Origin of the sequence: Kutzneria sp. NPDC052558, from assembly GCF_044547355.1 — a bacterium.
Classification (GTDB): domain Bacteria; phylum Actinomycetota; class Actinomycetes; order Mycobacteriales; family Pseudonocardiaceae; genus Kutzneria.
On sequence record NZ_JBIUAG010000045.1, the window covers coordinates 1 to 12,450 of the forward strand.

Below are 12,450 nucleotides of genomic sequence, written 5' to 3' on the forward strand. Positions count from 1 at the left end.
AGAACAATCGTCCCAAGTCAGAGGGCATCTGTGTGTCTAGGACACGGTCACACCATCAAGATTTTCGGTGGATCCAGGTTGAACGTGAGGAAGGGCCCCTTCATGACACCGGACGTCATGAAGGGGCCCTTCCTGGCGTTGGGCGAGAGATTCGGTCCCTTGATCTTGCGGCGGCGGGTCAGGCGGTGGTGGTCGTCGGGGCCGGGGTCGGGTCGGTGGTGAGGGTGCCGCTGAACGACGTGGTCGTGGGGTCGGCCGGGGCCGAGGAGATGGTCGTGGTCGTTTCCGGCGGCGGGGCCACGTGCGGGTCGCCGGCGTTGGTCGTCGTGGTCGGCGGCGTGTCCGAGGGTGACGACGAGGACGAGGACGGATCGGACGACGAGGGCGGATCGGAGGCGGGCGGGCCGAGCATGGGGCCGGCGGCGCGGGCCTCGTCGGAGGTGGTGGTGGTCGGCCCGGGTTGGTCGGCGGCCTGGGCCGACGGCGAGCCGGAGGACGAGGTGCCCGAAGTGGTCGAGGTCGTGCTGCGCCCGGTGGTCGTGGTCGGCTTGTGCGACGACGAGGTGTTGCCGCCGGCGGCCGGGGGCTGGGCGAGGGTCGGGGAGCTGCCGGGAGTCGCGGCCTGGGCCGGGGCGTTGCCGAGGTCGGAGGTCTGGGCGCTGTAGAACAGCGCGCCGCCGGCCATCGCGACGACCGCCAGCCCGGTGGCCCCGGCGAACATCTTCGGCCGCACGACGCGACGATGCCGGCTGGCCGGGACCGGCAGGTGCAGGGGGATGTCCGGCTCGGACGGCCGTGACGGCGGGGAGGTCATGGCGGTGGCGACGATGGCCGGCACCGGCTCGACCACAGTGTCCAGGGACGCCGACAGTGCCGCGCCGATGGCCACGGTGGCCTTGGGATCGGCGTCCACGGCCACCGGCCTCCCCAGCCCGGCCGACAGCAGCTCGGTGACCAGGGGAATCCGCGACGAGCCGCCGACCAGCAGCACGGCCGCCAGGTCGGCCTCGGTCAGTCCGGCCGCGTGGATGGTCCGCCGCATCAGGTCGACGGTCTCCTCCAGCGCCGGCCGGATCATCGCCTCGAACTCGGCGCGGATCAGCCGGGCCTGCCGCTGCCCGGACGGCAGCAGCACTGGGATGTCGGCCTCGGTGTCCAGCGACAGGGCCTCCTTGGCCTCGGTGATCTCCCGCCGCAGCCGGTACACCGCGCTCAGTGCCAGCGTGTCGTCGGACCGCAGGCCCCGCATCAGCTCCGGGAACTGGTTGCGGATCCGCTCGAACAGCAGCTCGTCGAAGTCCACGCCGCCGAAGTGGTCGTCCCCGGTCGGCTCGCCGACCAGCTCGAACGAGCCGATGGAGTCCTTGCGCAGCACGGCGATGTCCACGGTGCCGCCGCCCAGGTCGTAGACGCCGACGGTGGCGCCGGGGGACAGCCGCTCGGTCGCGGCGTAGGCGATGGCCGCCGCCGCGGGCTCGCTCAGCAACAGCGAGTCACCGAGGCCGACCGCGGCCAACGCCTTGCCCAGCAACGAGGTCTTGTGCCCGCCCCAGCCGGCCGGGTGCGTGATGGAGATCTGCTCGGGCTCACCGCCCTCGCGGGACCGCACCAGGTCCACGACCCAGCGGGCCAGCCGCGCGGTCAGCTCGTGCGCGGTGTGGCCGCCGTCGCCCAGCAGGATCGGCGTCTCGTCGCCGACACGCCGCTTGAACTCCCGCGCCACCCCCGACGGGTCGCCGACGGCCCGCCGCTCGGCCGCGTCGCCGACCAGCACGGCGCCGTCGCGGCCGATGTGCAGCACCGAGGGCACGCACGTGCTCCTGTTACCCAGGGTGACCATTTCCGGAGGTCCGCCTCGACGCCGAATGGCGGCCGCGGTGAACGTGGTCCCAAGGTCCAAACCGAGCAGATAACCCACGCCGGACTCATCGCGACACTCTGGGTGGTCATTAGCTCCCAAAACCCCCAACAATCCCCCAATCGACCCCCGCATCGAATCCCCCAACGCCGGGGATCCAGGACAGGGGGCCGCACCCGATGCACCCGGCGGTGATCGCTACCTAGCGTCATTGGCATCACGCCGACCGAGGAGGAGATGATCCCCATGGCGACCGGAATCAGCCTGCTGGACTTCATCATGGAGCTGCTGGGCGACCAGACCGCCCGCGACCAGTTCGAGTCCCACCCCCAGCAGACGCTGGACGACCACGGCTTCGGCCACCTGTGCGCGGCCGACGTGCACGACGCGATGCCGCTGGTGATCGACGCCGCGCAGTCGTTCGACAGAACCTACGACGCGGGCGGCCCCAGCCACGTGGTGACCCCGCCGCCGCCCCCGCCGGTGCACCCCGGCGGCGGCGTGGAGCACGCCATCGAGCAGATCCGCTACATCACGCAGAACTACTCGTACACGAGCACCGTCGACAGCCACAACACCGTGGTCGACAACTCGGTGAACCAGAACATCTGGGCCCGCGACGTCTTCCAAAGCTTCGACAACCACTCCACGGTCACCACCGGCGACCACAACGTCGTCGGCGACGACAACACGGTCAACAACGGCAACGTCAACGCCGACCACGGCGGCGCGGTGGCGGTCGGAGGTAGCGCCACGGGCTCGGCCGACGACTACTCCACCGACGTGCACGCCTACGGCAGCGGGAACGTGGCCGTGGCCAGCAACGGCAGCAGCACCAGCCAGAGCGACTCGCACAACAGCACGGACAGCCACAACTCCACCGACAGCCACAACACGACCGACTCGCACGACACGGTCGCCTCCGGCAACACCACGGCCTCCAACAACACCACCGCCGTGGGGTCCGGGAACGACTCGCACGACACCACCGACAGCCACGACAACACCGCGATCGGGTCCGGCAACGACAGCCACGACAACACCGCCGTCGGGTCCGGGAACGACTCGCACGACACGACCGACTCGCACGACACCACCGACTCCAACAACCCGACCGACTCGCACGACACGGTCGCGTCGGACAACAACCTGGCCGTCGGCTCGGGCAACGACTCGCACGACACCAGCCTGACCGAGCTCGACTCGCACGACCACACCGATATCGCCTCGCACAACGACATCGCGTCCAACAACGACGTCGACCACAGCATCGTCCACATCTGACCTGGAGCTGCCGCCATGCCGCCGACCGCCGCCGAGCTGCTCGCCCTCGCGATCCGGGCCACCACGGCCTACCGCAGGGAGGACCTCGGCGAGCGGCTGGCGGTGGCGCAGGGCCGGCTGCGGGACCCCGAGGTCCGGGTGCTCGTGGTCGGCGAGTTCAAGCAGGGCAAGAGCCTGCTGGTGAACTCGTTGGTGGACGCCCCGGTCTGCCCGGTCGACGACGACCTGGCGACCGCGGTGCCCACCCTGGTCCGGTTCGCGCCGGAGCCTTCGGTGGTGCTGGTCGGCGACGACGAGCACCAGCGCCGAACGGTGCCGATCGACCAGCTGGCACACCATGTCTCGGAGGCGGGGAACCCCGGCAACCGCGAGCGCCTGCGCTACGCGGAGGTCGGGGTTCCTCGCACTGTGCTGTCGGGCGGCCTGTGCCTGGTCGACACGCCCGGGGTCGGCGGCCTCGACTCGGCCCACGGGGCCAGCACCATGGCCGTGCTGCCCACCGCCGACGCGGTGATCCTGGTGTCCGACGCGGCCCAGGAGTACACCGGGCCGGAGCTGGATTTCCTGCGGCAGGCCATGAAGATGTGCCCGAACGTCCTGTGTGTGCTGACCAAGACCGACCTGTACCCGCAGTGGCGGCGGATCGCCGAGCTCAACCGCGGGCACCTGGCCGCGGCCGACGTGGACGCCGATCTGATCGCCGTCTCCTCGACCCTGCGCCAGCACGCCATCCGCACCCAGGACGCCTCCATGAATGACGAGTCGGGCTTCCCGGAGCTGATTGCCCGGCTACGCAATGACATTCTCGGCCAGGCGGCCGCGCTCGCCGATCGTTCGGTGGCCAACGACGTGGTGTCGGTGACCACCCAGCTGTCCGCGTCCATGCAGGCCGAGCTGGCCGCCCACCGCGACCCCGATCACGCCGAGGAACTCATCGCCGAGCTGACCCGGGCCCGCGGCCGGGCCGACGCGCTCAAGGAGAGGTCGGCGCGCTGGCAACAGACTCTCAACGACGGGGTCGGCGACCTGATCGCCGACATCGAGTACGACCTGCGCGACCGGATGCGGCACCTGCTGCGGGAGGCCGAGGAGGAGCTGGAGCTGGTCGATCCGGCCACTGTGGACGAAGAGTTCACGCTGTGGCTGCACCAGCGGGGCGCGGCCGCCGCCTCGGCCAACTTCGTCTGGACCCACCAGCGGGCCCAGTGGCTGGCCCGGCAGGTGGCCGAGCACTTCGGCGACGCCGGCGACCACGCCCTGCCCGACCTGAGCCTGCACGTCCCCCAGGCCACCAGCACCTTCGAGATGCCGGTGGCCGAGCATTTCGGCGTGGGACAGAAGGTGATCACCGGCATGCGCGGCGGCTACGGCGGCACGATCATGATCGGCATGCTGAGCACGGTCGCGGGGCTGACCCTGCTCAACCCGGTGTCGGTGGCGGCCGGCGTGCTGCTGGGCCGCAAAACCGTGAAGGACGAGCGCAAGCGCCAGGTGCAGCGGCGGCAGAGCGAGGCCAAGGCGGCGGCGCGACGATTCGTGGACGACCTGATTTTCCAAGTGGGCAAGGAATCCCGGGATCTGCTGCGGCAGTTGCAGCGCACCCTGCGCGACCATTTCACCACCTACGCCCAGGAGTTGTCCCGGTCCGTGCAGGAGGCGCTCAGCGCCGCGCAGCAGGCCGTGAAGGCCGACACCGGCAGCCGGGACGAGCGGATCAAGGACCTCACCGCCGAGCTGGCCCGGGTCGAGCACCTGGCCTCGATGGCCCGGGAGCTGGCCCGATGAGCGAGCTTGCGAGCGAATCATTCAACGCGGAGCGTCCGCGAACGCGGACACCGAGCGCTAGCGAGGTGCGGCAGTGAGCCGGCTCGGCGGCCAGGTCCGCACGCTGCTCCGGGACGCCGTCGACGTGTTCCGTGAGACGCCGGACATCGCACAGTCGTTGCGGGACCACCTCGACCGCCTCGACGGGCCGCTGCGGGTGGCGATCGCCGGGCAGATCAAGGCCGGCAAGTCCACGCTGCTCAACGCGTTGGTGGGGGAGCGGCTGGCCCCGACCGACGCCGGCGAGTGCACCCGGATCGTCACCTGGTACCGGCAGGGCCACCGGCCGCGCGTCTGCGCGCACCCGATCACCGGCGGCCCGCGCCAGCTCCGGGTGGACCGCGAGGACGGGGCGCTGCGCATCGACCTGGAGGGCCTCAGCCCCGCCCACGTCGAACGGCTGGTGGTGGACTGGCCGACCCGCGGCCTGACCGACACGATCCTCATCGACACGCCCGGCATCGCCTCGCTGTCCACCGACGTTTCCGCGCGGGCCAACGGTTTCCTGGCGCCCGAGGACGAGCCCAGCGAGGCCGACGCCGTGGTGTACCTGATGCGGCACCTGCACAGCGCCGACCTGCGGCTGCTGGAATCGTTCCACGACAACGGAATCGCCCGGGCCAACCCGGTCAACACCATCGCCGTGCTGTCCCGGGCCGACGAGATCGGCGTGGGCCGGATCGACGCCCTGATGTCGGCCGGCAAGATCGCGCGCCGGTACCGGTCCGATCCGCGGCTGCGGCGGCTGTGCCAGGGCGTGGTGCCGGTGGCCGGGCTGCTCGCCGAGACGGCGCGATCCCTGCACCAGCACGAGTTCGACCTGTTGGCCGGCATGGCGGCCAAACCCCGGGCCGAGGTCGAGGCGGCCCTGCTCTCGGCCGACCGGTTCGCCAGCTACGCCGGCGGTTTCGGGCTGCTGGACCGGTTCGGGCTGTTCGGCGTGCGGCTGTCGCTGGCGCTGATCCGCCAGGGTTTCGGCGATCCCGGCCGGCTGGCCGCCGAGCTGACCCGGCGCAGCGGCATCGACGAGCTGCGGGCCGTGTTCGCCGCCCAGTTCACCCAGCGCCGCGACCTGCTCAAGTCCCGCTCCGCCCTGCTCGCGGTGGAGGCCTTGCTGCGCAAGGACTTCCGCCCCGGCACCGAACTGCTGCGGGACGAGGTCGAGCGGATACTGGCCGGCGCGCACGAGTTCACCGAGCTGCGGGTCCTCGGCGCGCTGCGCTCCGGCGTCACCGATCTCGCCGAATCCGCCATGGACGAGGCCGAACGCCTGCTCGGCGCCGGCGGCGCGCTGCCGTGGTCGCGTCTCGGCCTCGCCCCCGACACCGGCCGCCCCGAACAGCGCGCCGCCGTGCTCGACGCCCTGGCCCGCTGGCAGCGTCAGGCCGAGAACCCGTTGGCCCGAAAGGCCACCATCGACGTCGCCCGAGTGGTGGTCCGCACGTGCGAGGGAATGGCCGACGAACTCGCCTGAACGGCGCTACCCTGCCCCCATGAAGATGGGGGTTTTGCGCCGCATGGCGGCATTCGCAGCAGTTGTCCTGTCCGTCCTCGCCTCCACCCTGGCGCTGGGCGGCTCGGCCTACGCGGCCACGCCGCTGGGCAAGACCAACTGGGTGGTGAGCGTCGCCGGCTTCTCCACCACCGCCGACAACAACTACCTGCGGCTCGGCTACATCGTGTTCGACCCGGCCAGCAACGCCGTCCAGCACAACTTCTGGACCTGGAGCCAGACCGCGTTCCCGGTCCCGGTCAACAGCGGCGACGTCTACTACTGCGGCCAGCAGCACGACAACGCCAACCCGCGCAACAACTGTCCGATCAAGACCGCGCCGGGCTTCACCGGCGACCCGAACGGCCACTTCACCGGCACGTACGCCTACAACGCGGCCAGCGGGCAGGTGAGCATCACCTGGACCAGCAGCACCATCAACGGCTCCACCACCACGGTCAACCTGGGCGAGACCTGGGCGGTCTCCGAGCTGCGGCCTGGCCTGGGCCGGATGGAGCTGACCGGCGACACGTACTCGATCACTGGCGGCATCGGCTACGGCAGCAACGCCTCGCTGGCCCAGACCAGCAAGGCCCCGATGAGCACGGTGCGGGCCACCTCGCACGGCTACCAGCTGGAGGGCCAGGCCGAGAACGGCCGCCAGATCACCAACTGGACCCGGGGCCACAGCGGCGCGCTCACCGTCGGCCCGACCTGGAACATCTGCGACGACGGCTCCTGCCTCGGCTACGTGCAGACCGGCTCGGGCTGCGACCCGAGCTCCTGCTGCCCCAAGGACGGCAACTACGACGCCTGCGTCAAGAAGATCACCGACACCGGCGACCGGCGGTTCTACTACCTGACCGGCGATCTCGGCGGCCGTCGCAACAGCTATGAGTTCTGGTGCGAGTGCCTGTCCTACGACCAGTGCTACATCGGCAACAGCCATGTGCGGCCGCTGCTACAGGTGATCGACGACTCCGGCGCGTTCCAGGGCTGGGTCGGGGCCGAGGTCAGTCCCGACCGCAGCGGCACCCGCACGCCGGCCGGCGAGTACTACAGCGCCTTCGCCCTCGTCTCCTAGCTACCACCCGGTAACGCCACATGCGCTTCCCATGTGGCGCCTGAACGCAAATGGGAAGCGCATGTGGCGTAAGCGCCGGGGGGAACGCCACATGCGCTTCCCATGTGGCATCTGAACGCAAATGGGAAGCGCATGTGGGGAAAAGGGGGGTGGTTACTGGCCGGCGACCAGGGAGCGGAGCCGGACCAGCAGCTCTCGGCGGGAGTTCGAGCCGAGACGCTGCCGGATCCGGGCCACGTGGTGCTCCACGGTCTTGGCCGAGATGAACAGGCGTTCGCCGATCTGCTTGTACGTCATGCCGCCGACCAGCAGTTCGGCCACCTCGATCTCGCGGGCCGACAGCTGGGGCGCGGGGGACTCGTCGGCGCTGTGCGGGGCCCCGTGCAGGGCCCGGGCGCAGGTGAGCAGGGTGGTCATCTCGTTGCGGTCGGCGGTGCGGATGGCGGCCTGCCCGGCCAGTCGGGCGCCGTCCCAGCCCAGCCCGACCGCCCGTAGCTCGCGGGCGGCGGCCACCACCTGGTCCACCTGCACGTCGCCGGCCAGCACCCGCAGCCACGCCCGCGCGCAGCCGGCCAGCGCGGCGGCGTAGCGGGAGCTGCGGGCCATCGTCGAGAGGGCGGCGGCGTGCCGGGCGGCGGCTGAGGGAGACTCGGAGGCGACGGCGGCCTGCAACCCGAACCAGTGCAGCGGCACCGACCACAGCGCCGGCCGGTCCAGCCGGGCCAGCAGGTCCTCGGCCTCGGCCAGCCGGGGCGCGAGCCACTCGTCCTCGTGCAGGCGCGCGGCGGCGACGGCGATCTCCCCGAGCGGTTGCAGCACGAACAGGTCGACCGGGTGCGCGATCACCGCGTCCCGCGCCCGCGGCCACGCGTCGAGCAGGCCGGCCAGGTCGGAACGCCGCCGTGCCACGCCGATCGCGATCGCCGCCGCGAACAGCTCGTCCCGGGGCCGGGGGCACTGCGCCGGCACGTCGGCAGCGGCCAAATCGCCGCGCTGCAACGAAATCCAGGCCCGCAGCAGCGCATGACGGGTGGAATCGTCGCCGACGGCCGATTCCGCCATGTCCAGCTGCCCCAGGTGCAGCGCGATCAGGCCGGCCAACGCCGACGGTGTGTCCGGCAGTAACACCTTGCCGGCGTGGGGTTCCAGCACCGCGGCCGCCTGCACCAGCTGCGAAAGCGCCGCCACCGGCGCTCCGGTCACCGACTCGTGCAAGGCATGCGCCACAAGGGATTCGACAGTGGACAGCGAAGTGGGCGTGCGCACGGCCCGGTCGAAGGCGGCCAGCTGGGCCTGGGCCTGCGGCAGGCCCCCGGTCCCCAGCAGCGCCGCCACGGCGAAACCCGAGACCGAGCCGTCCACACTCTCCGCCCACCGGTACAGCGCGACGCTGTCGCCGAGCATGCCGCGCTGGGCCAACACCGCCGCCGCGACCTCCGCGCCCCGCTTGTCCCCGTCGAGGATCGCCTGGTCGGCGAGCAGGGAGGCGGCGTCCAGGTCCCCGTCGAGCGCTGCCGACTCGGCCTGTTCGGACAGCGGCCCAGCCTGCACGGCGTCGTCGACCACGTGGGTCATCTCTCTCCCGGCTTCGTCGTCAGGGACCTACGCATAGTCGTACCGCCGGGCGGATTCGTTAGTTCGACTCCAGCAGGGCCTTACCCTTTCGGGTGACGGAGTGGCGCACTGCCTGTCCGTCCCGGCGGCTGGCCACGAAGCCGGCGTTGCGCAGCAGCGTCACCTGCTGGCTGGCCGAGGCCAGCGACATGCCGATCGTCTCGGCCAGCTCCGAGGTAGACCGCGGGGTCCGCAACGCCACCAGGATCCGGGCCCGGGTGCGGCCGATGACCTGCGAGAGGTGGAACAGCATCCGGTCCTCGGCCGCCGGATCGCGCCGCAGCGGCCGGGCCGGGAACACCAGCATCGGCGGCAGTTCCTCGTCGATCAGCGTGACGGGATCGCCGACGCAGAAGAACGACGGCACCAGCGTGAGCCCGCGGCCGCCCAGCCGGATCTCGTGCGAGCGCGGATAGTCCGTCTCCAACCAGGGCCAGCGCCAGCGGAAAGACGGCCCCAACCGGGCGAACATGCCGCCAAGGCCGCCGTCGAGCACCTCGCGGACGCGGCTCTCGCCGTCGGCCCGGACCCGGTCCCCGACCTCGTCCCAGATCGGCGCGATCGCGTTGTCGTGATAGCGGCGCAGCGCGCCGAGCAGGTCGGCCATCGACTCGGCGCCGCCGTCGGCCAGGCCGTGACAGAACCGGGAGTCCTCGACCCGGCGCAGCCGAGCCGGGCTCAGGTCCAGCGCCAGCCGGGAACGCGGGGTCGAGCGGATGAAGTCGAACGCGCCGTCGACACCGTCCCCGGTGGGCAGCGGCGTGAGAAAGTCCGGGAAGTTGCCGCGCGCCGGCACCAGGCGGCGCAGCAGCCGGAAGGCGTGCGCCGTCTCGGGATCGGCGAATCGCGGGCCCACGTCGCGCCGCCACGCCGCGTGCCGGTCCGGCTCGCCGGCCGGCACGAGGTGATGGAGGCTCAACACCAGCTCCCACATCGGGTCCGGCTCGGTGAGCACCCGGGTGCGCAGCAGATCCTCGGCCGTGAAGTGCACCCGCAGCGTGCCGGCCATGGTCCCCACCCCCTGACAGTGACATGTCCTCGACCGGACGGCCGTTGCCTGCGGCCACACCTTTCGGACCTGTCTGAAAGGTCCTACCAGCCGCGGGCCCGTCATGCCATGGTGATGGGGCACGTTCACGTTTGGGGGGCACGGCCATGGACGACTCATCGGTGCGCATGCGGGTGGTGTTCGACGAGCGGATCGGGGATTCCCGGGCCGAGCTGGCGGAACTGCTCGCGCACTGCGCCGTCGCCGGCGGCCGCAGCGGCTACCTGGCCGAGATCGCCGCGCGGCTGGAGGTGTTCGGCAGCGCCGGGGAACCGTCCTCGACGCCCATTCTCGACGCCGGCGCGGACGGCCTGGAGTACTTCCGCCGGCACGGTCCGGAGCGGGCCCGGCGGCAGCACCGCGAGTTCGACTTCGAGGCCGAGATCGGCCGCCGCTATGCCACCCAGCGCGGCATTCCGCTGGCCGAGCTGCGGGCCGACGCCGAGCAGTTGGAGTCGCTCTGCTCGGACATGCTCGACGTGCGGCACGATCCGTGGCAGCGGGCGGTGTGGCAGCGGATCGGCGGCTTCGCCGACACCCTGCGGGTGGCCTGCGACGCGGTGGAGCGCATCGTGTTCGACAAGGCCGACGCCGTGCACCGGCTGGCCGATGACGTCGAGCCGTACGACGACGACCGCTACGACGCCCGGCTGGCGGTGTTCGAGGCCGCCTGCCGGCACGCCGAGGCCGACATCGCCGACGTGCTGCGGCGGCTCGGCTCCGAGGCGGCGGTGACGGATCTGGCCGGGACACGGTACGGTGGCTGACCCCGCCGGGCACGATGGGCGACGAACGGCCGCCGGTCACGGCCCGAACGGCGGGCTGGCCTTGCCCTGATCAGGTGGTCGCGCCACGCAGCGTTCGGCGGTCATTGCGCTAGCCGGGTGGTCTCGATCAATTCACCGGAACGGTCACGCGGCGTCCCCCCATACTCGGTGTGAACCGTGGGGGGAGTGCCATGGCGATTACTCGGGGGAGTGATCTCGGCCTGGCCCGGGTCGGGAAATGGCCATTGTGGGAGCGGCCGGCGCTGTCGGTCTGGTACGTGCTGGTTGTGGATCTGGCGGCGGTCGCGTTGACGACCGCCGAGTTCGTGCGGCCCGGGGTGGACATCGTGCCGCCCGCGGTGGCGGTGGCGATCCTGGCCGCCGCGGCCGTGCAGGTGGAGGCCTCGCGCCGGATCGAGCGGGCGCGGCGGATCCGCAACGGGTCCGTGCGAATCAACATGATCTCGATGTGGGTGTTCGCGGCCGTGCTGACGCTGCCGCTGGCCTGGGTGGCGGTGCTGACCGTGCTGCTGTCCCTGCACGACACGCTGCGCAGCCAGCGCGGCTTCCCACACCGCAAGATCATGAACGCCGCCGCCATGCTGCTGGCGGCCGGGGCCGCGCACCTGGTGCTCGACACCGGCGACGTGCCGGTGCTGACGCAGGCCACCCAGCTGACCGCGGCGCCCATCGCCGTCGTCGCGCTGGCCGCGGTGGTGTTCTTCGCCGTCGACGCCCTGCTGATCGCCGTCAGCCTGCTGGTCGACGACGAGCGGCAGCGCACCATGGCCGACCTGTTCGGCTCGGCCGACGACAACGCGTTGGAGCTGGCCACCATCTGCCTCGGCGCGGTCATCGGCCTGGTGCTCGTCTACCAGCCGATCGCCCTGGTGTTCCTGTTCGTGCCGCTGTTCGTGCTGCACCGGGGCGTGCTGGTCACCCAGTTCCGGGAGCTGGCCACCAAGGACCAGAAGACCGGGCTGCTCAACGCCGCCACCTGGCGCGAGGTCGCCGCCCGGGAGCTGGCCGCCGCCGACACCGCCGGCGTGCTCATGGTCGACCTCGACCACTTCAAGCGGGTCAACGACACCCACGGCCACCTGGCCGGCGACGAGGTGCTCAAGGCCGTCGCCGCCACCGTCCGGCGGTCCGTCCGCGACTACGACTGCGTCGGGCGCTTCGGCGGCGAGGAGTTCGTGGTGCTGGTGCCCGGCCTGCCCAGCGCCGACGTGCTGGCCGTCGCCGAACGCATCCGGCGGGCCATCGCCGAGCTCCGGGTGCCGCTGGCCGGCGGCCCCACCGTGCTGTCCACCCTGTCCGCCTCCATCGGCGTCGCCACCCATCCCTCGGCCGCCGCCGGCATCGACGAACTCGTGCACGCCGCCGACGCCGCCCTCTACCGGGCCAAACGCGGCGGCCGCAACCGGGTCGTCAGCCACTTCACCGTCTGCGACACCCGAACGGGCTAGCCTCCCCTCG

General features: G+C 71.6%; 9 protein-coding genes. 6 read left to right on the forward strand and 3 right to left on the reverse strand.

The annotated features are described in order from the left end of the window. Nucleotides 1-178 precede the first annotated feature (178 nt). On the reverse strand, nt 179-1,993 hold the full coding sequence (locus ACIG5F_RS44495) for an Hsp70 family protein (protein WP_396526299.1): 1,815 nt from the start codon (nt 1,991-1,993) through the stop codon (nt 179-181). Nucleotides 1,994-2,104: 111 nt separating this feature from the next. Between ACIG5F_RS44495 and ACIG5F_RS44500 the strand changes: the two genes are divergently transcribed. The 4 genes from ACIG5F_RS44500 to ACIG5F_RS44515 all read left to right on the forward strand — a co-directional run bounded on the left by ACIG5F_RS44500 (nt 2,105) and on the right by ACIG5F_RS44515 (nt 7,542). Further along, entirely contained in the window at nt 2,105-3,142 is a 1,038-nt protein-coding gene (locus ACIG5F_RS44500) for an IniB N-terminal domain-containing protein (RefSeq protein ID WP_396526300.1), read from the forward strand. A gap of 15 nt (nt 3,143-3,157) precedes the next feature. Further along, complete coding sequence (locus tag ACIG5F_RS44505) at nt 3,158-4,927, forward strand: dynamin family protein (RefSeq protein WP_396526301.1); 1,770 nt, start codon at nt 3,158-3,160, stop codon at nt 4,925-4,927. Between the two features lie 73 nt (nt 4,928-5,000). After that, complete coding sequence (locus ACIG5F_RS44510; protein WP_396526302.1) at nt 5,001-6,440, forward strand: dynamin family protein; 1,440 nt, start codon at nt 5,001-5,003, stop codon at nt 6,438-6,440. A gap of 19 nt (nt 6,441-6,459) precedes the next feature. Next, nucleotides 6,460-7,542 (forward strand): hypothetical protein, encoded by a 1,083-nt coding sequence (locus ACIG5F_RS44515; RefSeq protein WP_396526303.1) that lies wholly within the window; start codon nt 6,460-6,462, stop codon nt 7,540-7,542. Nucleotides 7,543-7,695: 153 nt separating this feature from the next. On the opposite strand, the gene ACIG5F_RS44520 is transcribed toward ACIG5F_RS44515, so the two are convergent. Further along, entirely contained in the window at nt 7,696-9,117 is a 1,422-nt protein-coding gene (locus ACIG5F_RS44520) for a LuxR C-terminal-related transcriptional regulator (RefSeq protein WP_396526304.1), read from the reverse strand. 58 nt (nt 9,118-9,175) lie between these two features. Further along, complete coding sequence (locus ACIG5F_RS44525; RefSeq protein WP_396526305.1) at nt 9,176-10,165, reverse strand: ArsR/SmtB family transcription factor; 990 nt, start codon at nt 10,163-10,165, stop codon at nt 9,176-9,178. 146 nt (nt 10,166-10,311) lie between these two features. Here ACIG5F_RS44525 and ACIG5F_RS44530 point away from each other — a divergent pair, with 146 nt between their 5' ends. After that, nucleotides 10,312-10,971, forward strand: coding sequence for a hypothetical protein (locus tag ACIG5F_RS44530; RefSeq protein ID WP_396526306.1), 660 nt, complete (start codon nt 10,312-10,314; stop codon nt 10,969-10,971). Between the two features lie 191 nt (nt 10,972-11,162). Beyond that, complete coding sequence (locus ACIG5F_RS44535; RefSeq protein ID WP_396526307.1) at nt 11,163-12,440, forward strand: GGDEF domain-containing protein; 1,278 nt, start codon at nt 11,163-11,165, stop codon at nt 12,438-12,440. Nucleotides 12,441-12,450 lie beyond the last annotated feature (10 nt).

Excerpts from the sequence above, each read along its gene's own strand:
- ACIG5F_RS44530 (WP_396526306.1), top strand. The coding sequence starts at position 10,312 with ATGGACGACTCATCGGTGCGCATGCGGGTGGTGTTCGACGAGCGGATC.
- ACIG5F_RS44515 (WP_396526303.1), top strand. The coding sequence starts at position 6,460 with ATGAAGATGGGGGTTTTGCGCCGCATGGCGGCATTCGCAGCAGTTGTC.
- ACIG5F_RS44500 (WP_396526300.1), top strand. The coding sequence starts at position 2,105 with ATGGCGACCGGAATCAGCCTGCTGGACTTCATCATGGAGCTGCTGGGC.
- ACIG5F_RS44525 (WP_396526305.1), bottom strand. The coding sequence starts at position 10,165 with ATGGCCGGCACGCTGCGGGTGCACTTCACGGCCGAGGATCTGCTGCGC.
- ACIG5F_RS44495 (WP_396526299.1), bottom strand. The coding sequence starts at position 1,993 with ATGCGGGGGTCGATTGGGGGATTGTTGGGGGTTTTGGGAGCTAATGAC.
- ACIG5F_RS44520 (WP_396526304.1), bottom strand. The coding sequence starts at position 9,117 with ATGACCCACGTGGTCGACGACGCCGTGCAGGCTGGGCCGCTGTCCGAA.
- ACIG5F_RS44535 (WP_396526307.1), top strand. The coding sequence starts at position 11,163 with ATGGCGATTACTCGGGGGAGTGATCTCGGCCTGGCCCGGGTCGGGAAA.
- ACIG5F_RS44505 (WP_396526301.1), top strand. The coding sequence starts at position 3,158 with ATGCCGCCGACCGCCGCCGAGCTGCTCGCCCTCGCGATCCGGGCCACC.